A 23570-nucleotide genomic window follows, 5' to 3' on the forward strand; every position below is an offset into this window, starting at 1 on the left:
CTCCCCCAATGGCCGAACCGACCCATGCACCGCACGACGCGGAGGCTGTCCGGGCCGGCCGGGAGAACACCGCGAAGAACTCGCTCACCGTGGTGGTCTGGACCCTGCTGAGCCGGGTCGCCGGGCTGCTGCGCGTGCTGGTGATCGGCGCCCTGATGGGACCGACGCACTTCGCGGACATCTTCCAGGCCGGCTACGTACTGCCGAACACGATCCACTCCACGATCGCCGGCCCGATCCTGGCGATGGTGCTGATCCCGACCATCGTCCGCGCGCTGGACCACGTCGGGGTCGACCGGGCCAAGGAAGTGCTCAGCCGCATGGGCGGCCGGATCCTCGGGGTCGCGGCGACCGGCGCGGGCACGCTGATGCTGCTGTCACCGCTGGTGGCCTGGAGCTTCACCGCCGGCATTCCCGAGCCGCTGCGGCACCGGGCCTGGATCCTGACGATCATCCTGATCCTGTTCGTCGCGCCGCAGGTCGTCCTCTACGGGGCGTGCGCGCTCGGCGTCGCGGCGCAGCAGGCGAACGGCCGGTTCGGCCTCGCCGCCGCCGCGCCCGCCGCCGAGAACGTCGGCACGATCATCACTGTTCTGCTGACCTGCTGGATCTACGGCACCGGCCTCGAGGTCGACAACGCACCGATCGGCATGATGATCATGCTCGGTGCCGGCACGACGATCTCGGTCCTGTTCCACCTGGCGCTGCAGATGTACGGGGTGCACAAGGTCGGCCTGCTGACGATGCCGGGGCGCGGCTGGAAGCAGGACCCGGAGGCCCGTGACGGTGTGCGCAGGGTGCTGCGGTCCATCCCGGTCGCGGCGTGCCCCTCGGTGACGAACTACACGCTGACCGCGATCGCCGTCACGGCCGGCGGCGGTGGCGTCTGGGTGGTGCAGCTGGCCTACCAGGTCTACTACGCGCTGTCCTTCCTCGGCACCCGTGCGGTGTCCATGGCGGCGCTGCCCCGGCTGGCCGAGGCCTCGGCGTCCGGTGACACCCGCCGGTTCGGCATCGCCTGGCGCCAGGGCCTGTTCTTCGCCATGCTCGCCGGGCTGCCCGCGCTGTGCCTGCTCGCCGCGTTCGCCTCGCCGACGGCGAACCTGCTCGCCAACGGCGAGCTGCGCGAGGCCAACCTGATCGCCGAGCTCGCCGGTTGCCTCGCGGTCACCGCGTTCGCCCAGCTCGCCGGCGGTATCCACGACTTCGGCAGACAGGCGCTGTTCTCCCGCCTCGACGACCACGGCCCGAGGATCGCCAGCTTCATCGGCCTGTTCGTCGGCATCGTGGTGGCGTTCAGCACGCTGCTGCTGCCACCGGACGGCACCCGGCTCGCCGGTCTGCTGGTGGCGGTCCTCGCCGGTGAGGCGGCCTCGGCGATCACCGTCATGGTGCGCGTCCGCGCGTCCATCCGCCCGGAGGCGTTCACCACGTCCCGTCACCTGCTGACCCTCGGGCTGGCGACGGTGTCGATGCTGCCGGTCATCGCGGTCGGTCACTGGCTGCTGCGGCTGCTCGATCCTGAGCGCCTGATGGAAATGGTCTTGCTACTGGGCTGCGGTGCGGTGACCCTCGGAGTGTTCTTTGTGGTTGTGCGCTACATCGGGCTCAAAGTCACCGCGGAGCAGGTATGACCCAGACGGCCTCGCCGGCCGCCGTACGAGTCGCCTCGGCAGAGGCCGCGCGTAAGGCCAAGGAGACCAGGGACTCGAACCGGATCATCGCGCTGGCCGTGATGGGCACGGTCGCCGCGTCGGTCCTCGGCGCCGCCATCGGTCCGGCCATCGCCTACGGCTTCGTCGGTGGTCTGCTCGGGCTCCTGGTCGGGGTGCTCTCCGGGCTCTACCCGATCTTCGCCGTCTACCTGTACCTGGGCACGCTGCCGATCATCGCCGGCATCGACCGGGACACCGTGATCCCGCTGATCCGGCCGAACGAGGCGCTGCTCGCCGTGGTGGTCGCCGGCGCGGTCATCGGCGCGTTCCTGCGGTTCGTCCGCAACGACGACATCCGGCCCCGGTTCATGCCGGCCGTGGACATCCCGCTCGCCGTCTTCCTGCTGATGGCGACCGTGTGGCCGCTGGCCTCGCTCCTGCTGCGCGGTCAGGTCCCGACCGGCGCCGAGTACGCCGCGACGCTGCCGTTCCCGAAGCTCGTCGCGGTCTACTTCCTGGTCCGCTACACGGTCAAGACCGAGGACGAGACGCTGCGGGTGATCCGGCTGATCGTCTGGCCGGGTGCCGCGGTCGCGCTGATCGCCACGCTGCAGACGTTGAAGTTCAGCCCGGTCATCGCGCTGCTGGAGACGTTCTGGAACGGCGAGGAGGGCGCCAGCCTCGAGTCGGCCAGTGAACTGTCCGAGCGGGGCAGCGCGACGCTCGGCTCCCCCATCGCGGCCGGCGACGTCATCATGATCAGCCTGATCCTGGTGATGTGCTGCGTGGCCAGGGGTCTGCTCGGTCGCCGTGAACGGCTCATCCTGGCGATGATCCTCGGCACCGGGGTGTTCGCCGCCGGGCAGTTCTCCACCTGGATCGCGGCCGTCGTCGGGCTGGTGCTGCTCGCCTGGCGGTTCCCGGACCTGAGACGCCAGGCGAAGCGCTTCGCGCCGCTGGGCGGGGTGGCGCTGGTGATCGGCGCCCCGGCGTTCCTGGGGCGGTTCGAGAGCCTGGGTGAGTTCGGCGGCATCCTGCCGGAGAGCTGGCTGGGCCGAATAGACAACCTCGCCTACATGTACCTGCCGCACTTCGACTGGACGACCCTGTTCCTGGGGGTCTCGCCGAACACCGTGGTCGAGGCGCACGAGGTCTGGCGGGAGATCATCTACCTGGAGTCCGGGATCCTCTGGTTCCTCTGGACCGGCGGCATTCCGCTGCTCGCGGCGTTCATTTGGCTTTCTCTCAGGGTGTTACGCACAGTACGCCCCGCAATCCGCCATCCGGGTGCCTTCGGTGCGTGTGCGTCAAGTTTGGAAATCGTTTGGCTCTTCTTGCTCGTTCTTACTCTTATTGACCCGCATCTTCAGCTGCGCGGCACCGGAGATTTGATCTTCACGTTGCTGGCGATCACCGTTGGAGGGATCGATGCCCGACGTCGGACTTGACTCTGCGCTGCCTGAGGCAGCCACATGGGAGTCGGTCGCCCGACGCGCTCTGGACCTTGTGGCGTCCGGCCTCGGACTGTTGGTCCTGGCCATCCCGATGATCGTCATCGGCTTGATGATCCGGTGGACCAGCGTGGGCCCGGCCCTGTTCCAGCAACAGCGGGTGGGCTACGGCGGCAGGTCGTTCACGATGTACAAGTTCCGCACCATGCGCACCGGCGTCGGTGACGAGATGTTGCGGGAGCTGATCGCGGCGGAGCTGCGCGGCGAGGACACCTCGGTGGACGGCAGCTACAAGCTCGACGGCGACCCTCGGGTCACGCCGATCGGGGCGTTCCTGCGCAAGACCAGTCTCGACGAGCTCCCGCAGCTGATCAACGTGCTGTTCGGCGACATGTCGCTCGTGGGTCCGCGCCCGTGCCTGGAGTGGGAGGCCCGGATGTTCCCGGCCGAGTTCCAGGCCCGCTTCGAGGTCCGTCCCGGCCTGACCGGTCTGTGGCAGGTCAGCGGCCGCTCCACGATGAGCACGCTGGAGATGCTGCACCTCGACCTGACCTACGTGCGGACCCGTAACATCTTCAGTGACATTTCCATTCTGGCGCGCACCGTGCCCTCCATGCTGCGCGATAACGGAGCTCGATGACCACCCTGTTCGTGGCCACCACCGGTGGCCATCTGGCCCAGCTCGACGGCCTCTCCCGACGCATTCCGCAGGATCCCGACTCGGTCTGGGTCACGCACTCCAACGAACAGAGCACCTCGCTGCTCGCCGGCCGGGACGTCGAGTACGTGCCGTACATCGGCTTCCACTCCGTTCCCGGGGTGTTGAAGGCCGTGCCACACGCGCACAAGCTGTACTCCCAGCGCAAGATCACCCGCGCCATCTCGACCGGTTCCGGCATCGCGCTGGCCTACCTGCCGTACCTGGCGGCGCGCGGCGTCGAGTGCCACTACATCGAGAGCGCGGCGAGGGTGACCGGCGCGTCGTCGACCGGCAAGCTGCTGCGCAAGGTCCCCGGCGTGCACACCCACACGCAGTACCCGCACTGGGACGACCCGGGCTGGCACTACGGCGGCAGCAGCTTCGACGTGTACCGCCCGGAGCGCCACGGCGAGCCGCGCACGCTCGGTGACGTGGTGAAGGTTGTGGTTACCGTGGGTACCGCCGCCGAGTTCCCGTTCCGTCGCCTGATCGAGCCACTCGCGGCGCTGTTCGCGGAGGACGGCCCGCTCAGCAAGGCCACCGAACGTCCGGTGGAGGTCCTGTGGCAGACCGGCTGCACACCGGTCGACGGCCTGGACATCACCCCGCGCCCGTTCCTGCCCGCCGCCGAGCTGAACGCGGCACTGGCCGAGGCCGACTTCGTGGTCGCCCACGCGGGCACCGGCTCGGCGATGGCCGTGCTCGACGGCGGCCGCTTCCCACTGATGGCCCTGCGCAAGGAACGCTTCGGCGAGGCGGGCGACGACCACCAGCAGGACCTGGCGGCCGAGCTGGTCCGCAGGGGCCTGGCGGCAACGATCCCCGACCCAGCCGACCTGACGGTCGAGGACCTGCTCGCCACGTTGGACACAAACGTGGTCAAAACGGACACGCCACCCCCCTTCGAGCTCTTCTAGCGGCACTACGAGCCGTGACGGCTGAGTCCGATGGGGCGCCGCCGGCGACTCTGCACACGTACGTGCTGCGTCGCACACGTCCGGACATGTGCGACGCAGCACGAAGGTGCGCACAGTGCCCACCGGGAACACCACTCTCGATATCCCGTACATAGGGAACGCATAGGTAGCGTTCCTAGCCTTGGTGCTGTGAACCTCTCAGCTATCGCACCGGCCGTCTCCGTGCACGTCGGCGACACCCCGGACCCGGCATGGGCCGACCTCGTCTCCAGCTCGATCGGCGGCGACGTGGCGCAGTTGCCCGCCTGGGCGACGCTGCGCGGCACCGTGGGTTTCACCGCGCATTACGTCCAGGTCTACGTCGGCGGCGAGCTGGCGGGCGGCGCGCAGGTCCTGGAGCGGTCGCTGCCGCTCTTCGGGACGGTTGGCTACATTCCGTGCGGCCCGCTGCTCGCGGAGCCCTACACCGACCACTCAGGCGTCCGTACGGCCCTCGTCGATGCGCTCACCGAACTCGGCGGCCGGCTGCGGATGCTGTTCATCCAGCCGCCTTCGGGCGCGGAACAGGTCAGCGGCGCCCTCCTTGCGAGAGGATTCCGCACCTCCGATGCGGACATCGCCCCCGGCAGGACCCTGCGCCTGGACCTGAGCCAGGACGTCGCCACCCTGCGCGGCGGGTTGAGCAAGCGCCTGCGTACCTGGACTAACCGGTGGGAGGCGCGTGGGGTCACCGTCCGCACCGGCACCGGGGCCGACCTGCCGCTGCTGGCCGAGCTGGTCGCCGACACCGGTGAGCACCAGGGGTTCGCCGCCGTCGGCCTCGGCTACCTGGAGACGCTGTACCGCGAGCTCGGCGACGACGCCGTGCTGTTCGTCGGCGAGCTGGACGGCGTCGCGGTGGCCGCTGCCCTGTTCACCCGCTGCGCCGGTGTCCTGAAGCTGCGTTTCGCCGGGATGAACCGCGACGACGCGGCCTCGAAGTGCAACGTGCCCGCCGCGGTGCAGTGGCACGCCATCAACTGGGCGAAGAACAGCGGCGTGCGCTGGTTCGACTTCGGCGGCGTCGGCGCCGAGGCGGCCGCCGTGCTGTCGGGCGGCGGCGGACGCGGTGAGGTTCGCGGCGTCGACCGGTTCAAGGCCAGCTTCGGCGGCGAGCTGTACCACTACCCTCCCGCCGTCGAGATCATCTCCTCGCGGCTGGTGCGCGCACTGTACGACGTGTCCCGCCGCTGGCCTGCCGGCCGGCGCGCGCTCGAGCTCGCCAAGGCCGTGCTGCGGACCGGGCACGCCAAGCGGGCTTGAATCGACGCCGAGCGGGCCGGATGAAACGCCGAACGGTAAACGAACGATAAGAGGTATGTCGGCGGCCGCAAGGGTCGCCGCACTCGAAACGGAGGTGGTCGACCATGTTCCAACACGGCCCGACGACATCCCGGACTGCCTCGGCGATCAGTGAGCTGAGGTTGGACGCGTGGCGCCCCGTGGCGTCCGCCCGTCAGCCCTCGACATCCGAACAGCTCGGTTCGCTCGACGCGATCCTCGGCGACTTCGCTCCCCGGCAGCTGACCCCGGTCGCGGCGATGGTCCCGGCGCAGCGCACCACTCCGGACAGCTACTGATTGCGGTTGCCGCTCGCGGTCACCGGCTGTGAGACCTGATCGGCCTCGACGACCGCCTTGTCCCCCACCAGTACGTTGTCCAGCACGGCGCTGTCGACCGATCCGGAGGACAGCTGGATACCCCGCTGCAGGTTCGGCCCGCTGATCGTGTTGCCCCGGATCTCGACGTGCGGATAGTTCTCGACGGCGATCGCCCGTGACCCGCCGACGTCACACAGGTTGTTCTCGAAGACGATCGCCCGCACGCCGTCCGGCACACCGGGGTTGGCCCGCTCGCCGGTGGCGATCAGACACTGCTGGTCGACCTGCTGGCACCGGTTGCCGGAGATGACGACGCCGTAGGTCGGCGGGACGTCCGAGTCGTAGGTCTGGAAGCAGTCGGTGTGCGGCGCCCCGTCGGCCGGATAGCCCTTCCCGGAGATGTCCCGTACGGTGTTGTCGTTGATCCGGATGTCGGTGCCGAAGAACCGCACGCCGTCGGCATCCGACGCCGCGCGCCGCACCGACCCGCTGACCTGGTTGTGCGCGATGGTGATCCGGTCGCCCTCGACCCGGATGCCCGTGCCGTCCGTGCCGTCCACCACGTTCGAGTCGATGACCGTGTCGGAACACATGCAGCTGATGCCGTTCATCCGAGCGTTCAGCACGTTGTTGTGGTGCGCGTTGAGCGCCGCCCCGTTGAGGGTCAGCCCCTCACCGTCGCGGATGGTGAACCCCGCCACGACGACGTGGTCGGCGCGCACGTCGATGCCCAGGACCGACGCACCGTCGGACAGCACCCGCACCGGCGCGGCCGGTGTGCCGCCTCTGGTGACCTTCAGCGCGGCGGAGGACAGCTCCGGACCGCTCAGACAGACCTGGTCGCCGGGCCGAGCCGCGTCGAGGGCGTGCTGGGCGGCCGCCGGGTCACCGACGGTGGTGGCGCAGCCGCCCGGTGGCAGGGCGTTCTGCGCGGGTGGGATCGGGCGCGGCCCCGAGACCCCGCCTCCGGGATCCGCCGCGCCGCTCTCCACCGTGCCCGCGCACCCGGACAGCACGCTCACCAGCACCACTACCAGTCCGACCTTCCGGATCACCCGCGCGACACCGCCTCACCGATCACTCGAACCTGCTCCTCGCGCCCGCGACAGTAGCGCTGTTTCGACGCGAGGTATCGTGGGAGAGAGCTGCTCACGGCTGTTATCGGCCCCGATTCCGCCCCGGTGAGCGGTCCGTCACCAGAGCCGACTTCAGGAGAGCACCGTCAACGCGATTCACCCGGTCGATCCCCGCACGGATTCGAGGTGGCACCAGCTGGCCAGTGGGCCCGCCGGTGGCCTGTTCACCTCTCCGCCGTGGATCCGAGCCGTCTGCGAAAGCTACGACTTCACCCCCGAGGCGAGGATCTCCGTTTCCGACGACGGCGAGCCGGTCGGCGGATTCTCCTGGATCACCATCTCGGACATGCGCGGCGAGCGCATCTCCAGCCTGCCGTTCTGCGACCGGGCGGATCCGATCGTGACCGCACCGGGCGGGTGGGACGGGCTGATCGACGACATGCTGGCCACGAACACGCCGTTCACCGGGCGGTGTTTCTCGGACAACGCTGCGGTCAGCGACCCTCGGCTGCGCCAGGTCGGTGAGGCCGCGTGGCACGGCATCCCCCTCGACTGCACCGAGGAGGAGCTGTACAAACGCATCAGCTCGACGTCACGGCGCAACCTGAAGGCGGCGGACCGCAACAAGGTCCAGGTCGTGGCGAGCACCGAGATCGACGCGGTGCACGCGTTCCACAAGCTCCACGTGGGGCTACGGAAGAACAAGTACCGGCTGCTCGCCCAGCCCCGCGAGTTCTTCGAGCGGATCTGGCAGCAGTTCTCCGCCGACGACGCGGTCGTCACGCTGCTCGCGGAGGTCGACGGCGAGGTCGTCGCGGGCGCCATGTACCTGGTGTGGGGCGACACGCTGTACTACAAGTTCGGTGCCTCGCTGTCGGAGTACCTGCCGATGCGGCCGAACGACGCGTTGTACTGGGCCGCGTGCAAGCTTGCGCTGTCCAGGGGTCTGACCAGCATCGACCTGGGCATCTCGGACCTCGACCAGCCCGGGCTGGTGTCCTTCAAGCGCAAATGGGCCAGCGTGGAGCGCCGGGTGGTCACCCTGCGCGGCGGCCCGGACCCGATCCCGAAGACCGAGGTCGGTGCCATGCTCGGCGAGCTGACCAGGTTGTTCACCGAGGAATCGGTACCGGACGACATCAGCACGCAGGCCGGCGCGCTGCTCTACCGGCATTTCTGCTGACACACACCTGATTCCAGCTCACAGACCAGAGGGGTTCCATCAATGACGCAGGACGGACGCGGCCGGGTGGTCATCCTCGGCCAGGGCTACGTCGGGTTGCCGGTCGCGATGCGCGCCGTGCAGGTCGGCTTCGACGTCGTCGGTTTCGACGTGGCCAAGGACAAGGTCGAGCGGCTGCGCAGCGGTAAGACCTTCATCGACGACATCACCGACGACGAGATCGCCTCGGCGCTGGCCACCGGCCGGTACACCGCGACCTACGCCCCGGAGGACCTGGCCGGCTTCGACGTCGCGGTCATCTCGGTGCCCACGCCGCTGCGGGACGGCGCGCCGGACCTGTCCTACATCGAGAAGGCCTCCGACACGCTGGCTCCGCACGTGCGGCCCGGCTGCTGTGTGATCCTCGAGTCGACGACCTACCCTGGCACGACCGAGGAGGTCGTGGTGCCCCGCCTGGAGGCGGGTAGCTCGCTGCGCGCCGGCACCGACTTCAAGGTCGGCTTCAGCCCGGAGCGGATCAACCCGGGCGACCCGGTGTACGGCCTGCAGAACACCCCGAAGATCGTCTCCGGTATCGACGAGGCGTCGTTGGACGCGGTGTCGGAGTTCTTCGCGGCACTGGTCGACAAGGTCGTCCCGGTGAGCGGCACGCGCGAGGCGGAGCTGGCGAAGCTGCTGGAGAACACGTTCCGGCACGTCAACATCGCGCTGGTCAACGAGCTGGCGATGTACTGCGACGGACTCGGCATCGACGTGTGGTCGGTCATCGACGCGGCCGCGAGCAAGCCGTTCGGTTTCATGAAGTTCACCCCCGGTCCCGGCGTCGGCGGGCACTGCCTGCCGATCGACCCGTCGTACCTGTCCTGGCAGGTGCGCCGCACCCTGGGGCGTAACTTCCGGTTCGTCGAGATCGCCAACGACGTCAACGACCACATGCCCGACTACGTGGTCACGCGCGTCACCTCGAACCTGAACAAGGCACGCAAGGCCGTCAACGGCGCGTCGATCCTGCTGATCGGGCTGGCGTACAAGCCGAACTCGGGCGACGCCCGTGAGTCCCCCGCGATCGCGGTGGCCAACCGGCTGGCCGACCTTGGCGCGAACCTGCGCGCGGTCGACCCGCTGATCCCCGCCGACCACGTGCCGGCCGGTATCCAGATCGTCGAAGGCTCCGAGGCCGAGGTCACCGACGCCGACCTGGTCATCGTGCTGACCGACCACGACACGGTCGACTGGGACCTGCTGGAGCGCCACGCGGGCAAGGTCCTGGACACCCGCAACCGCCTGAAGTCCAAGGACGTGGACCGGCTCTAAGCCGCGAGGCTCCACTCGCCCGGCGTGCCCGACTCGCACGGAGTGTGCGCCCGCCACTTCCGCGAGTCGGGCGTCTGAGCACAGCGAGTCGGGGACGTCAGCACACCTCGTCCTAGCGATCGGTGTGCTGGAACGCCCGACTCGGGGTGCTGAGAATCCCGACTCGCGGGCAGGTCTCAGCCTGGGGTGAGGAGGCGGCGGATCCTGCGGCGGATGCTGGCCACCTTGCCCGGCCGGACGTGCACGCTGTCCTTGGGCAGCCGGGCCGCGCGCAGCGCTTCGGTCACCGCGCCGTGGTCGTAGTGCTCGGCGAAGAACCGCACGCTGCCCGGGCCATCGTCCGGGAGCTCCAGCAGCGCGAACCTGGCACGCGGCTGCCGTTCCCGGTCCCGGGACTGGCCCACCGAGCCCGGGTTGACGACGTAGCGCTCCCCCGCCGCGAACGGCATGGCCTCGGTGTAGGACACGTCCAACAGTCCTGAGGTGGAGCCGTACAACAAGGAGCGGTGCGTGTGGCCCAGGACCAGCACGCGTGCATCAGCGTGCTCGCGCCCCAGCTGCTCCAGCTGCGCCTGGGCGTGCGCCTCGGTCCGGATGTACTCCTCAGGATCGGCGAGCGACCCGTGCGCCATCACGAGCCCCGGCAGCGATGCGATCCGGGGCAGAGCAGTGAGATACCGGCGGGAGTCCTCGCTCAGCGCGGTGCGGGTCCACTCCAACGCCTGACGGGCCCGCCAGCTGAACCGATCGCTGGGCAGCTCGTCGAGCGCCACCAGCTCGTGGTTGCCCGCGATACACACCGGGTCAAGAGCGGCGATCTCGGCAACACACTCGTTGGGCTGCGGCCCGTAGTCGACGATGTCACCGGCACACAACCACCGGTCAACCCCCTCGAAGCGAAGCCGCGCCACAGCCGCCCGAAGAGCCGGAAGATTTCCATGAACATCCGACAGCACCCCATACCGCACAGGACATGACCCCTCTCCTCACCGGCGCACACCGCACAACCCAGCAACAGCAAAGCCCGCTCCGCGAGTCTCCGAAGAAGCTCCGGCGAAGGCAGCACAGCCCAACAACAGCAAAGCCCGCTCCGCGAGTCTCCGAAGAAGCTCCGGCGAAGGCCGGGCAGTGATTGTCCGCAACCAATGTCGCCGACTTAATCGGCGGCTCCCCAGCCGGCCCCAAGCGCGCGCTCGGCCGACGAAGTCGGCTTGTTTTTCTGGGAGTACCCCAGCGAGCGTTTACGCGAGCCGGGGTGGTCACAGAAAAACTCCGCGCGAAACAGGCCCAAAAAAAACAGCCAGACAATCAGGTGAAGTCGCCGCTGCGCGCTCGGGAGATCGCCATGCCCAGGAAGGGGCCCGGGTCGCGCCAGTTCCAGAACGCCTTGGCCTGGGAGCGCAGCGCGAACCACGCCCAGCTGCGCATCGACTCGCCGCTCGCCCTGGCGGCGAGGATGTCCTTGGGGTGCACCCAGGTGACCGGACGGGGATGCGCGGCCATGACCGGGCGGGGGCGTCCGGTCAGGTCGGCGTACACGACGGCGGGGATGTTGACCCCGGCCCGTGCGCCGGGGTGGTTCCACAGGCTGGTCCGTGCGTTGATCTCGAACAGCAGCAGCTCGCCGTCCGGTGATCGTTTGAAGTCGAACTTGGCGATGCCGCGCAGGTCGAGCTGCTCGGTCAGCTTGCGGCCCATGTTGAGCACGTCGGGAACGTCGGTGATGGCGAGCGCGGTGGTGAAACCGCAGGACACCGGGTAGGTCCGGATCTTCTTGCCGGTGAACTCGGCGATGATCTCGCCGGTCTCGTCGGCGTAGACGTGGTAGCTCTCGATCTCGCTCTCCGCGCCGAGGACGTACTGCTGTGCGACGAGGGTGTGCCCGAGGGTGGCGACGGTCGGCCACATCTCGCGCAGCCGCTCCGCCGACTCGACGACCAGTGCCTTGACCTTGATCTCGTCGGTGTCCTTGATGTCCCGCCAGGACCGGTCGCGGCGTTCCGGCTTGATGATGAGCGGGTAGCCGAGGTCGGAGAGGTCGGGCACGCCGGCGGCCGCCTGCTCCGGCGAGATGAGCTTGGTGGCCGGGACCGGCAGGGACATCCGGTCCGCGAGGTTGGCGAACAGGCCCTTGTCGACCATGGCTTCGACGAGGTCGGCGTCGGGGATGGCGAACCGGAATCCCCTGGACAGGCGGTCGCGGTGCCGGGAGACGAAGATCAGCGCCTGGTCGGAGCTGTAGAAGATGACGGGCGCCTTCGGCTGGGTCAGTGCCCAGGCGACGAGCCGGTCGGCGAGTGCTTCGTCATGCTTGTCGAGCTCCTGGGACCAGTCCCAGGTGAAGATCGACCGGGCATAGGTCGAGTGCTTCGACGGGTCGCTCGGGGTCGAGACGACGGCGGTCGGGATACCGGCGAGCTGCAGCGAACGGATGACCTCGACAGCTCCACCGCCCAGCACCAGGGCGGTCGGTGCCGATTGGTCAGCAGCCACCTCGGTGCGACTACTCGCCTCGGCTGCGGTGCGACCAAGAACCACGAACTTGCCCCCGTCCGCCGGTCGGATGCGCCCATACGACCGGCAAATGTCTCCATACCGTTACCCGCGTGCGGAGCCCATGACGTTACGCAGCGACACCCTGATGGACGGGACCGGGGGGCTTGATCGGCCCGTAGGGACCACCCGCACGGCTGACCTGCATGGACCCACCCGGAGTGGCGTGCACACATCGGAGTGCCCGGCTCGCCTCTCAGGTGGAAGCGCCTCCGACCAGCAGAAATAGTTGCACTCGCACGCAAAAGACCCGATCGGCCCCATGTTTCTCTCAGGAAATGACACGCGTGTAGTTCTCAATCCACGGTGTGACGGCAGCTGAGCGGCAAACACCACGATCGTAGGGTTCACCTCACCCACAGTTGACTACCGTGGGTGATAATCAGCTCATCGCCAGGACTCGGCTCAGCGCCGGCGCGATGTCGGTCAGCCGGTGCACCGGCTGGTACTGCCCGCCTCCGGCGGTGGCCAGCGCGCTGGCCGTTCGGGTGGCCTCGTCCGAGGGCAGCGGGCACAGGACGTGCAGTCGGTCGATCCCGGCCAGCGCCGTCGCGGGTTCCGGTCCGGACGTGTGCAGGCAGTCGCTCAGCAGCACCACGATGCGTTCGTCGGCGGCCGCGCCGGCGAGCTGACGCCCCGCCTCGCGCAGCGCCGCCGCGATGTCGGTCCTGCCGTGCCCGCGCAGACCCACGAGGTCGGCCACCAGGTCTTCGGCGGGCCGGTGCACCCCCTGCGGTCCGAGCACCTGGACGTCCTCACCGAACGCGAGCACGCTCGGTTCGAGCCGCCGGTCGGCGGCCAGCACGACACCCGCCGCCGCGACCGCGGCCAGCGCCACGGCGAGCCCGCTCATCGAACCGCTGCTGTCCACCAGCAGGCAGACGGCCCTGCGGTGCGCCGTCCACGACGAGACCACGAGGTCTTCACCCCTCGGCGGCCAGCCACCCGACCAGCGGTCCAACGTGCGGTCCAGGTCGAGGTCGCCTTCCCCACCTCGGCGCGGCCCGATCTTGCGTGTTCCCCGCGACCGTGCCGGTCCGGTCCGGCCCAGCTGGATGAACACCCGTCCGGCGAGTCGCCGGGCGGCTGCCCGCAGTTCCCGGTCGCTCGCCCTGGCCAGGTCGGCCAGCAGAGCCGCGGCGGCGTCCTGGTCCCGCGCCATCGCGGCCGCGAACGCGTCCTCGTCGAGCTGTCCGGCCTCCGGCGAGACCTGGTCGAACGCCTCGTGCCGGGAGGCCAGCTCGACCCTGCTGTGGGTACGGGCTGACTGGTCGCGCTTCGGCCGCGATCTGGGCTGCGAGCCTGCCTCCGGGGCGCCGGGAGGCAGGCCGTCACCTTTTCCCTGGCCGCCCGAGGGTTGCTCGTCCCGGTCCGGGGAGTCCTCGCTGTCCGGGAGCTCGTCGGCGTCCGAGGGCCACAGTCCGTCGAGCAGCTCGTCGATGATCGACTCGGCGGTACGGTCGACGCCGTCGGCCACCCGGATGCGCCCGGACAGCGCCGCATAGGCCGCGTCCCTGGCGGTGTCGCGGGCCAGCTTCGGCTCCTCGCGCAGCTCACGCAGCCCGGTGATGAGGTGAACGAGGTCGATGGCACCACGCACCGAGGAGCCCATGCGCACGTCGCGGTGTTCCCTGGTGGCCCTGGTCAGCCCCACGGACAGCTCGACGACGGAGCCGTTCACACCGGTCATCGCGGTCGTGATGGACCGCTCGGCCGGCTCGTCCTGGTAACCGAGGACCACCCGGCACATGCGGTCCGCGATCGCCTGGCTGACCCTGGCCGTGCCCACCGCGTCGAACGGGTTCATCGCCGCGATCAGCCGGAACCGCTTGCCCGCGTACACGGTGCCCAGCCGAGGGACCGCGATCTCACCCTCGGTGAGCACGGTGATCAGGACGTTGAGTGTCTCCTCGGGAACCCGGTTCAGCTCCTCCAGGTACAGCAGGCCGCCGCCGCGCATCGCGGTGAGCAGCGGACCGTCCATGAAACTGGCCGGGTCGTAGCCCTCGGCGAGCACCTGGGACGGGTCGAACGCGCCGATGAGCCGAGCCGGGGTGAGCTCCGCGTTGCCCTCGACGAACACCACGTCCTGTCCGGCGTCGCGGGCGATGGAGCGCAGCAGGGTGGACTTGCCGGTACCCGGCGGCCCCTCGATGACGACGTGCCGCCCGGTGGCGAGCGCCACGGTCAGCACCTCGCGCTCCCGGCGCAACCCGATGATGGGTGGTGCGGAACCCACGAACCCCTCCAACGACGTCGTCGGACAGCCAGCATATTTAAGACTGATTAGAGACTATCAACGCGCTGTTAAGTACCCTCATTTCTCTGCGGGTGAGGGAGAGCACATGACTGAGTCGGCGGCGGAGAGCTCGGTGGACGGGGTCGAGCGGTTCGGGTACCGGCAGGAGCTCAAACGCTCGCTGCGATTCGGTGACCTGCTCGTCTACGGCCTGATCTTCATGGTGCCGATCGCGCCGTTCGGCATCTTCGGCAGTGTCTTCGCCGGGTCCGGCGGCATGGTCGCGCTGGCCTACCTGGTGGGCATGGTGGCGATGATGTTCACCGCCAACTCCTACGCCCAGATGTCGCGCGCCTTCCCGATGGCCGGTTCGGTGTACACCTACGCGGGCCGGGGTATCGCGGCGCCGGTCGGGTTCCTGGCCGGCTGGGTGATCATCCTGGACTACGTCCTGGTGCCCGCGCTGCTCTACCTGGTGGCGGGCGTGGCGATGAACCTGCTGGTCCCGGCAGTGCCGGTGTGGGTGTGGCTGGTCCTGTTCATCGTGCTCAACACGGTCGTCAACTACCTGGGCATCGAGATGACCGCGCGGGTCAACAAGGTCATGCTCGTCGGTGAGCTGATCGTGCTGGCGATCTTCCTCGTGGTCGGGATCGTTGCGCTGGCCCAGGGCAGGGGCCGAGGGTTCGACTGGACGCCGCTGTTCAACGCGGGCACCTTCTCCTGGCCGGTCGTGTTCGGCGCGGTGTCCATCGCGGTGCTGTCCTTCCTGGGGTTCGACGGCATCTCGATGCTGGCCGAGGAGAACCAGGGGTCGGTGCGGTCGCTCGGCAAGGCGATGATCGCGGCGCTGCTGCTGGCCGGGCTGCTGTTCATCGTCCAGACCTGGGTGGCGTCGCTGCTGGTCCCCGACCCGGCGGTCCTGCGCAAGGACGGCGACCCGGCGGGTACCGCGTTCTACGACGCCGCGCGTGTCGCGGGCGGCGGCTGGCTGGCTGGGCTCACCGCGTTGACCACCGCGATCGCCTGGGGTTTCGCCAACTCGCTCGTCGCGCAGGCGGCGACCTCGCGGCTGCTGTACGCGATGGCCAGGGACCGTCAGCTGCCCCGCTTCCTGGCCGTCGTGCACCCGACCCGGCGGGTGCCGGTCAACGCGACGCTGCTGGTCGCGGTCGTCTCGCTGGTGCTCGGCGCCTACCTGACCACCCGGGACGACGGCATCACGCTGATGAGCAGCCTGGTCAACTTCGGCGCGATGACCGCGTTCCTGGTCCTGCACGTCTCGGTCGTGGTGCACTTCGTCGTGCGACAGCGCAGCCGCGACTGGTTCCGCCACCTCGTCTGCCCGGTGCTGGGCTTCGCGATCCTGCTGTACGTGGTGATCAACGCGAAGGTCGCGGCGCAGGTCCTTGGCTTCGCGTGGCTGGCCGTCGGGGTGGTCGTCCTGGTCGCGTTCACCGCCACCGGACGTACGCCGAGACTGTCCGGCGTCGGTGACGAGTCCTCAGGTGAGCCGTCGTAGAGTCTCCCGGTGCAGCGCATCGTCGAGCCTCTTGAAGCCAAACAACGCGAGCTGTGGGGTCACCAGACCATCACCCTGCGGCACAACCTGCCCAGTCTGGACCTGTTCTCCGACGACTACCTCGCCAAGATGATCGAGACGGCCGCCCCGCGCAGCCTCGCCATCCACGCCGAGGGCGGCACCGACCCGTCGAACTGGCCGTCCGTCTCCCGGGGTAACGCCTCCGGCACCCAGGTGCTCGACGCCGTGCGGAACGGCATGCTCTGGGTGAACCTGGTCGGCATCAGCGAGTGGGACTCGCGCTTCGCCGAGCTGGCGGACCAGATCTTCGCCGAGTTCGAGCAGCAGGTTCCCGGCCTGAACATCGTCAAGCGCAAGGTCGGCGTGCTGATCTCCTCGCCGAAGGCGACGGTGCACTACCACGTCGACATCCCCGGCCAGGCGATCTGGCAGGTGCGCGGGCGCAAGCGTTTCATCATCTACCCCAGCACCGAGCCGTTCCTGAAGCAGACCGAGCTGGAGGACGCGGTCCGCTCGGCGACCTACGGTGTCGCGTCCTACCAGCCCTGGTTCGACGAGCACGGCACGCCGCACGACCTGGAGCCCGGGCAGGCGCTGCACTGGCAGCTCAACGGTCCGCATCGGATCGAGAATTTCAACGAGCTGTCGGTGTCGCTGACCACCGAGCACTGGACGCCGGACATCCGTCGCACCTACGCGATGAACTACGGCAACGGCCTGCTCCGTCAGTACGGCTGGACGCCGCGCTCGACCGCGACGAGCGGCGCCGCGTTCTGGGCCAAGGTCGGGCTGACCGCCGCCTACCGCAAGAGCGGGCTGCAGAACAAGAACGGCTACCAGCGGATCGCCAAGTTCACGGTCGACCCGAACAGCCAGAGCGGCGCGCGTCCGCTCCCGGAGAGCGAGTGGGCGCCGCCCGGTAGCTGAGCCAGGCTTCGGTCGCGGGTCTCGTCGGGGGACCCGCGACCGAGTTTCACTAGAAGTTCAGCTGCTGGTGCATCAGTGAGACCTGCGCGCGGCTCTCCAGCTCCAGCGCGGTGAGCAGCGACGGTGCGTCGACGTTGGCCCGCAGCGACCGCTTCGTCAGTGCCACGGCGAGCGGTGCGTGCTCGGCTATCCGTCCGGCCAGCTCGTCGGCCTCGTCGAGCAGTACCTCGTCGGCGACCGTCCGGTTGGCGATGCCGATACGCACGGCTTCCTCCGCGTACACCGGACGCCCGGTGTACAGCAGCTCCGCCGCGAGACCGGTCCCCACCATCCGGGGCAGGAACCAGGACGTGCCGAGGTCCGCGCCGGACAGGCCGCGCCGGATGAAGATCGCCTGGAAGCGCGCCGACGCACCGGCGAGCCGGATGTCCGCGGCCAGCGACAGGCTGAACCCACCGCCGACCGCTGCCCCGTGCACGGCCGCGATGACCGGCTTCGGCAGCGAATAGATCGCGTGCAGTGCGCGCCACGCCGAGTCCTGCAGGTCGAGCAGCTGGGCGGTGCTGGTCGCCGCGAAGTCCTTCGCCGCCTCGACGTCGTACCCGGCGCAGAAACCCGCGCCGGCGCCGCACAGCACCACGGCACGGATCGAGTCGTCGAGCCGGATGCGCTCGGCGGCTTCGGCCAGCTCGACGAACATCTCCGCCGTCATGGCGTTGAGCCGGTCGGGGCGGTGCAGCGTCAGCCGCACCACCCCGGGCCTGCTGTCGTCCAGTCGGAGTGTGTTCACTCAGTCGTTGACCAGCACGATCTTGACGGCCGCACCCTTGTGCTGCGCCTCGATCGCCTCGTTGATCTGGCTGAACGGGTACTTGGTGATCATCTTGTCGAACGGGAACCGGCCCGCCTTGTGCAGCTCGGCCAGACGCGGGATGAACTCGTCCGGCACCGCGTCGCCCTCGATGATGCCGTAGAGCTTGACCCCGATCGTCATCGCCATGATCAGGTTGAGGTTGATCGCCGCTGTGGGGTCGGTGGGCACGCCCACCAGCCCGAGCGAGGCGTGCGGGGCCATCGCACCGAGCGAGGACTCGATGACCGCCGGGATGCCGGTGGTGTCGAAGACGTACTGCACGCCGGTCGGCACGATCGCGCGGACCTGCTCCGCGAGGTCACCGGCGGCCGGGTCGAGCGCGTGCGTCGCGCCCAGCTCCAGGGCCAGCTCGCGCCTGCTCTGGTGCGGTTCGAGCACGATGATCGTCTCGCAGCCCTGGACGACACCGCCCATCACGCCGGACAGACCGACCGAGCCGCCGCCCAGCACCAGCAGCGAGGAACCCTCGTGGGCCGCCATCGAGTTCATCACCGCGCCGGCGCCGGTCTGGATACCGCAGCCCAGCGGCCCGACGAGGTCCAGGGGGGCGTCGTCGGCGAGCTTGACGACGTTCTGCTCGTTGGCGAGCGAGTGCGAGGCGAACGAGGACTGGCCGAAGAACACCGAGTTGACCGGCCCGGTCGCCGAGTTGATCGGCGCGCTGCCGTCCAGCCGTGTGCCCATGTAGTTCAACGGCAGGAACTGGTAGCAGTAGGCCCGCTCGCCGCGCTGACAGTTCGGGCACTGGCCGCAGCTGTTGAACGTCAGCGCGACCTTGTCGCCCGCCTTCACCTTGGTCACGCCTTCGCCGACCTCGACGACGGTGCCGGCACCCTCGTGGCCGAGCACGGCCGGCATCGCGATCGGGACGATGCCCTCACGCGCCGCGAGGTCGGTGTGGCACAGCCCGACCGAGGCGATCTTCACCAGGACCTCGCCCGCCTTGGGCCCGTCCAGGGTCAGCGTCTCCAGGGTGAAGTCGGCATGCGGCTTGTGCGCGACGGCGGCGGTGATCTCCACGGCGTTCCTTTTCTTCGATGAAATGAGGGCCAAGTCTCCGCTAGGCATGCGACCCGCGCATCGCCCTGGCGGGGTGCAAATCTGCCCCCATCGGGGCGTGCGGGCAGGTATCGACCAGCCTATTCTCCGGAATGGACAATCAGTCGACGTAGTTCCCCGGCCGCTTCTCGGTGAACGCCTTGACCGACTCCTCGAGGTCGACCGACAGCAGCATCCCGGCGTTCCAGGTGGCGATCTGGTCGAGACCGTCGGCGATCGTGTGGTCCCTGGCGTAGGTGATGGCCTGCTTGGTCCCCCGCATGGCCAGCGGCGACTTGGCGGCCAGCTCGCGTGCCAGGTCGAGCACGCCCTTCGTCATCTCGTCGGCCGTGGCGAAGCAGCGGTTGACCAGCCTCAGCTCGGCGGCTTCCCGGCCGGACACGGGGCGGCACGTGTAGGCCAGCTCCCTGGCGACACCCTCCCCCACGATGCGGGGTAGTCGCTGCAGCACGCCGACGTCCGCCGCGAGGCCCATGTCGACCTCCTTCAGCACGAACTGCGCGTCCTCGGAGGCGAAGCGCAGGTCGCAGGCGACGGCCAGGTCGAGCCCGGCACCCACGCAGGCTCCGTGGATCGCCGCCAGCACCGGGACCCGGCACCGTTCGAACGAGCTGAGGACGTCCTGCAGGTCGAGGATCGTCCGGCGAATGGCTTCGGACGCCCTGCCCCGGTCACTGGGCCCGTCGCCGAACTCGCCGAGCATCGCCAGGTCGATGCCGGAGCAGAAGTGTTTACCGTTGCCGCTCAGCACGACCACCCGGACCTGCGGGTCGGCGTCCAGGGCGTTCGCCGCCTCGCGCAGCTCGTGCCACATCGGGCGGTTCAGCGAGTTGGCCCGCTCCGGGCGGTTCATCCGCAGCTCGGCGACGCCGCCATCCACGGTCAGGGTCAGCGTGCTGAATTCGTTCGTCACCCGCGATGGATAACACGGTCACGGCCCAGCGGCAACACGACTACTCGGCGCCGGGTTCGTGGCGCCACATGCGCGCGTACCGCTCGGCGTCCGCCTCCCGCTCGACCGCGCTCGCCTCCAGCTGGACCTCACGCGCAGTCCCCACCGGGTATCCGGCCTTCGCCGCGCGATGCTCGGTGATCTCGTGCATGTAGGCGCACGAGTAGAACAGCCCGAGCAGCAGGCCGGCGGTGACCGCGGCGAGCCGGATCGCGAGCGACCCGGGAACCACCAGCAGCAGCACCACGATCACCGGCGCGACCTGCACCGTCGCGCGGATCAGGTGGCGCAGCGGCCAGGTGCGGCAGGTCAGGTCGTGCAGGACCCAGGTCCGGTTGCGCTCCGGCAGTGCACCGCCGTACGCGTACCACAGCCAACGGAACGGTCCAGGACGCTTCACCGAAGCTCACCTCACACGTAGGTACACAAATGATTGGTACACCAACAGATGGTACACTAACTGACGTGAGTACCGAGACGAACGTGAACCTGCTCGCACTCGACCGGCAGGTGTGCTTCGCGCTGGCGGTCGCCTCGCGCACGGTGATCGCGCTCTATCGCCCGCTGCTGGAGCCGATGGGGCTGACGCACCCGCAGTACCTGGTCATGCTCGCGCTATGGGAGCAGGACCCGAGGTCCGGTCGCGAACTGGCGGGCCTGCTGCAGCTGGACCCGGGCACGCTGACGCCGCTGTTGAAGCGCCTGGAGGCCAGTGGCTTCATCACCCGTCGCCGGGACCCGGCCGACGAACGCTCACTGGCCGTCACCCTGACCCCCGAGGGCCGGGCGCTACGCGAGCAGGCCGAACGGATCCCACCCGCGATCATCGCCCGCCTCGGCATGCCGATCAGCGAACTCGAAGCGATCCGCGACTCCCTGACCCAGGTCATCGCGGCCGCAACGAGCTAGTGCCCCGTCCTAGGCGGCGGACAGCGCCCGCTTGTGAATCTGGGTGACGGTCTTCTGCGCCGACAGGAACGCGCCGTGCTGCCAGGAGACCGTGTGGCTCAGCCAGTCCCCGGAGAAGTACACCCGGCCCGCCGCGTCGCTCAGCGGCGCGTAGATCGGCAGCTCGGGATCGTCGTCCTGGATTTTCTGCCAGGCACCCTCGATGTACGGGCTGCGTGACCAGTCGATGGAGAACGAGCTGGCGAGCTCGGTGCGGTACTTCGGCCCGTGGATCTTGGCGCCTTGGGACACCGCGCGAGCCTCGCGCGCGGCCGCGGTGAGTTTGCTGTAGTTCGCGGCCCGGTCGTTGAGGTTGTAGTAGCCGACCAGCACTCCGCGCGGGGAGTGGTACCCGTGCGAGGGGTACCAGATGTGGTCGAGGTCCAGGTCGGTCTCGGTGATCCCGCCGTAGATCCGGTCGGTGATCTCCCACCAGCGGCTGCGGTACTCGAGGCCGATCTTTCCGGCGTTGACCTGCTTGTACGCGTTCAGTGCGCGCTGCACACCGGGTGCGAAGTTGTTCGGGACCTTGACCATGAGGTTCGGTGGCAGGGTCGCGATGCAGTAATCGGCCTCGAACATCTTGTCCTGGCCGCCCTCACGGTAGGACACCTGGACGTGGTCCGCGCCGGTGCTGACCTTCGTGACGACGCACCCGAGCTTGATGCGGTCGGCGCCGACCCGCTTGGCGAGTGCCTGCGGGATCTGGTCCATGCCGCCGACCGGCTGCATCATGACCATGGCGTCCTTGTACTCGTTCTCGAAGGACAGATCGAGCCCGACCTCGGAATGCAACACCTGCGACAGCGTCGGGACAGGACCGGACCGCACCGCGTGCGAGCCGGTGGCCCCCGGCCACTGGGTGTACCCGCGCCGATTGCTGCCGTCGTAGATCCAGCTCTTCTCCGGGTTGCCAGGGACCTTCTTGCCGATGTCGCCCCAGTCGCGCAGGAAGTCGAGCAGCTTCTCCTTGTCCTCCGGGTTGAGCTGCTTGTCGAGCGCGCCCTGGTCGGTGGCCTTGGCCAGCAGCTCGGACACGTAGCCGTAGACGTCGGCCTTCGCGGCGCGGCGGCGAACCGGGAAGCCCGGCTTCGCGCCGTTCTTCTCCCGGTAGATGTAGGCGTCGATGTTGGTGTTGTTGAACACCTCCAGCGGCACACCCAGCTCGCGGCAGTAGTCCATGGTGACCATCCACTGCGCGATCCGGCCCGGCCCCGCGTTGAGGTACTGGTCGGTGGAGAAGGCGGAGCGCTGCGACATGCCGCCGATCTCGGTGTGCGTCGTGCCGCCCCGGACGGTGAAGTTGCGGCCACCGAACCGGTTCTGGGCCTCCAGGATCGTGCAGTCGTACCCTGCCTTGCCCAGCTCGTACGCACAGGCGAGGCCGGCGACCCCACCACCGAGGATGACGACCTTGGCCGCGGACCTGCCACTCAGGTGAAAGTCCGCCGGACGCAGCTCTTCGAACCGCGGCCGCGCCGTATCAGTCGCCGCGAGGTCCAGTGCACCCATCGTGGCGAACATCGCTCCCGCACCGCCGGTGACCCCGACCGCACGCAGGAAACGTCGCCGGGTGACGCCCGATCCTTCGGACTCCGACATGCAAAGACCCCCGCTAGAGTTGGCTTCTGCCTTACCAAGGAATCAACGGATGACCATGAACGAGGAAACGATCCCGGACCGAGGCGCATCGCACAGCGAGGGCCGCGATCGCGACCCCACGGGGCGCGCGCGCAACGCCCGCCCCAGGGATGCGTCGGGCCGTCCGCTGCCCCGCGGCGAGGCCGGCGTGGACCGAGTGCCGGAAGACCTGGTCCTACCTCCCGATGAAGCACTCGCGGAGGCCCAACGGCTCCTGGACGAAGGCTTGCCGTTCCAGGCCCACGAGATCTTGGAAGGCGCGTGGAAGGCCGCTGAGAAAGCTGAGCGTCAGCTGTGGCAGGGGCTCGCTCAGCTGGCCGTCGGCCTGACCCACTCCCAGCGCGGCAACGCAACCGGCGCCGTGTCTCTGCTGCTGCGGGGTACGGAACGAATCGAGCCGTTCGGCCCCGACGCACCGCACGGCATCGACGTGCCCGGCTTGGTCGCCCACGGGGCGGCGCTGGCGGCACGCATCGAGCGAGACGGGCTGGACCACCTGACCACAGCCGATCTGCAACCGAGACTTCGGAGCTGACCATGCCGTTGACCTGGCCTGATGTAGTAGCGATCGGACTCTCACTGCCGGAAGTCGAGGAATCGACGTCGTACCGGACGCCCGCGCTGAAGGTCAACGGCAAGTCGTTCGCCAGGCTCCGGGACGAGGCCGAGGGCGGGCTGGTGGTGATGTGCTCGCTGGAGGAGAAGGACGCGCTGCTTGCCTCCGGCGACTCCGCGTACTACACGACCCCGCACTACGACGGCTACGGCGCGATCCTCATCGATCTGGCCGAGGCGGACCCTGACCAGCTGCGCGAGCTGCTCACCGAGGCATGGCGGCTCAAGGCGTCCGCGAAGCTACGCAAGGCCCACGACGAGTAGTCCCCGCGGCCGGACCGGT

At 69.0% G+C, this 23570-nt stretch carries 22 protein-coding genes; 13 read left to right on the forward strand and 9 right to left on the reverse strand.

Annotation, left to right across the window (positions count from 1 at the left end):
* Positions 1-8 precede the first annotated feature (8 nt).
* The 6 genes from murJ (at position 9) to G406_RS0135020 (ending at position 6342) form a co-directional block, all read left to right on the forward strand.
* Positions 9-1634 carry a murein biosynthesis integral membrane protein MurJ gene (gene murJ / locus G406_RS0134995; RefSeq protein ID WP_028937431.1) on the forward strand — a complete coding sequence of 542 codons (1626 nt, stop codon included), beginning with the start codon at positions 9-11 and terminating at the stop codon, positions 1632-1634.
* Entirely contained in the window at positions 1631-3103 is a 1473-nt protein-coding gene (locus G406_RS51825; protein ID WP_051343110.1) for a hypothetical protein, read from the forward strand. The genes murJ and G406_RS51825 overlap by 4 nt, the downstream gene beginning before the upstream one ends.
* Complete coding sequence (locus G406_RS51830) at positions 3084-3746, forward strand: sugar transferase (RefSeq protein ID WP_051343111.1); 663 nt, start codon at positions 3084-3086, stop codon at positions 3744-3746. The genes G406_RS51825 and G406_RS51830 overlap by 20 nt, the downstream gene beginning before the upstream one ends.
* Positions 3743-4723: a glycosyl transferase family 28 gene (locus tag G406_RS0135010; RefSeq protein ID WP_028937432.1), complete on the forward strand. Its 981-nt coding sequence runs from the start codon at positions 3743-3745 to the stop codon at positions 4721-4723. The genes G406_RS51830 and G406_RS0135010 overlap by 4 nt, the downstream gene beginning before the upstream one ends.
* A gap of 189 nt (positions 4724-4912) precedes the next feature.
* Entirely contained in the window at positions 4913-6025 is a 1113-nt protein-coding gene (locus G406_RS0135015; RefSeq protein WP_037080203.1) for a lipid II:glycine glycyltransferase FemX, read from the forward strand.
* Positions 6026-6129: 104 nt separating this feature from the next.
* Positions 6130-6342 carry a hypothetical protein gene (locus G406_RS0135020; protein WP_028937434.1) on the forward strand — a complete coding sequence of 71 codons (213 nt, stop codon included), beginning with the start codon at positions 6130-6132 and terminating at the stop codon, positions 6340-6342.
* On the opposite strand, the gene G406_RS0135025 is transcribed toward G406_RS0135020, so the two are convergent.
* Positions 6336-7418: a right-handed parallel beta-helix repeat-containing protein gene (locus G406_RS0135025; RefSeq protein ID WP_028937435.1), complete on the reverse strand. Its 1083-nt coding sequence runs from the start codon at positions 7416-7418 to the stop codon at positions 6336-6338. The genes G406_RS0135020 and G406_RS0135025 overlap by 7 nt on opposite strands.
* A gap of 367 nt (positions 7419-7785) precedes the next feature.
* On the opposite strand from G406_RS0135025, the gene G406_RS0135035 reads away from it, so the two are divergent.
* Positions 7786-8622, forward strand: a complete 837-nt coding sequence (locus G406_RS0135035; RefSeq protein ID WP_028937436.1) for a lipid II:glycine glycyltransferase FemX — start codon at positions 7786-7788, stop codon at positions 8620-8622.
* Between the two features lie 42 nt (positions 8623-8664).
* Positions 8665-9936, forward strand: a complete 1272-nt coding sequence (locus G406_RS0135040) for a nucleotide sugar dehydrogenase (RefSeq protein ID WP_028937437.1) — start codon at positions 8665-8667, stop codon at positions 9934-9936.
* 176 nt (positions 9937-10112) lie between these two features.
* On the opposite strand, the gene G406_RS0135045 is transcribed toward G406_RS0135040, so the two are convergent.
* From G406_RS0135045 to G406_RS55305, 3 genes are all read right to left on the reverse strand, one after another.
* On the reverse strand, positions 10113-10904 hold the full coding sequence (locus tag G406_RS0135045; RefSeq protein WP_084216615.1) for a metallophosphoesterase family protein: 792 nt from the start codon (positions 10902-10904) through the stop codon (positions 10113-10115).
* Between the two features lie 340 nt (positions 10905-11244).
* The gene (locus G406_RS0135050) at positions 11245-12429 is read right to left on the reverse strand and encodes a carboxylate--amine ligase (RefSeq protein WP_028937439.1); all 1185 of its coding nucleotides are present in this window, start codon (positions 12427-12429) and stop codon (positions 11245-11247) included.
* 442 nt (positions 12430-12871) lie between these two features.
* Entirely contained in the window at positions 12872-14728 is a 1857-nt protein-coding gene (locus G406_RS55305; protein WP_064743132.1) for an AAA family ATPase, read from the reverse strand.
* A gap of 106 nt (positions 14729-14834) precedes the next feature.
* Here G406_RS55305 and G406_RS0135060 point away from each other — a divergent pair, with 106 nt between their 5' ends.
* Entirely contained in the window at positions 14835-16250 is a 1416-nt protein-coding gene (locus G406_RS0135060) for an APC family permease (protein ID WP_028937440.1), read from the forward strand.
* Positions 16251-16259: 9 nt separating this feature from the next.
* Positions 16260-17198: a hypothetical protein gene (locus G406_RS51840; RefSeq protein ID WP_051343113.1), complete on the forward strand. Its 939-nt coding sequence runs from the start codon at positions 16260-16262 to the stop codon at positions 17196-17198.
* A gap of 49 nt (positions 17199-17247) precedes the next feature.
* On the opposite strand, the gene G406_RS51845 is transcribed toward G406_RS51840, so the two are convergent.
* The 4 genes from G406_RS51845 to G406_RS0135085 form a co-directional block, all read right to left on the reverse strand.
* A complete protein-coding gene (locus G406_RS51845; RefSeq protein ID WP_051343114.1) occupies positions 17248-17988 on the reverse strand; it encodes an enoyl-CoA hydratase/isomerase family protein in 741 nt (246 codons plus the stop codon).
* Positions 17989-19092, reverse strand: coding sequence for an NAD(P)-dependent alcohol dehydrogenase (locus G406_RS0135075; protein ID WP_028937441.1), 1104 nt, complete (start codon positions 19090-19092; stop codon positions 17989-17991). It abuts the gene before it with no gap.
* Between the two features lie 139 nt (positions 19093-19231).
* On the reverse strand, positions 19232-20044 hold the full coding sequence (locus tag G406_RS0135080) for a crotonase/enoyl-CoA hydratase family protein (protein ID WP_028937442.1): 813 nt from the start codon (positions 20042-20044) through the stop codon (positions 19232-19234).
* A gap of 40 nt (positions 20045-20084) precedes the next feature.
* Complete coding sequence (locus tag G406_RS0135085; protein WP_028937443.1) at positions 20085-20483, reverse strand: DUF5313 family protein; 399 nt, start codon at positions 20481-20483, stop codon at positions 20085-20087.
* A 65-nt stretch (positions 20484-20548) separates the two neighbouring features.
* Between G406_RS0135085 and G406_RS0135090 the strand changes: the two genes are divergently transcribed.
* Entirely contained in the window at positions 20549-20992 is a 444-nt protein-coding gene (locus G406_RS0135090) for a MarR family winged helix-turn-helix transcriptional regulator (RefSeq protein ID WP_028937444.1), read from the forward strand.
* A gap of 9 nt (positions 20993-21001) precedes the next feature.
* Here the strand turns inward: G406_RS0135090 and G406_RS0135095 are convergent, their stop codons facing one another.
* Entirely contained in the window at positions 21002-22633 is a 1632-nt protein-coding gene (locus G406_RS0135095; protein ID WP_028937445.1) for a flavin monoamine oxidase family protein, read from the reverse strand.
* Positions 22634-22682: 49 nt separating this feature from the next.
* Here G406_RS0135095 and G406_RS0135100 point away from each other — a divergent pair, with 49 nt between their 5' ends.
* Complete coding sequence (locus tag G406_RS0135100) at positions 22683-23207, forward strand: DUF309 domain-containing protein (RefSeq protein ID WP_245607324.1); 525 nt, start codon at positions 22683-22685, stop codon at positions 23205-23207.
* A 2-nt stretch (positions 23208-23209) separates the two neighbouring features.
* The gene (locus G406_RS0135105) at positions 23210-23551 is read left to right on the forward strand and encodes an MmcQ/YjbR family DNA-binding protein (RefSeq protein WP_028937447.1); all 342 of its coding nucleotides are present in this window, start codon (positions 23210-23212) and stop codon (positions 23549-23551) included.
* The last annotated feature ends 19 nt before the right edge of the window (positions 23552-23570 follow it).

Source organism: Actinospineispora spinosispora DSM 44797, from assembly GCF_000429025.1.
GTDB lineage: Bacteria > Actinomycetota > Actinomycetes > Mycobacteriales > Pseudonocardiaceae > Pseudonocardia > Pseudonocardia spinosispora.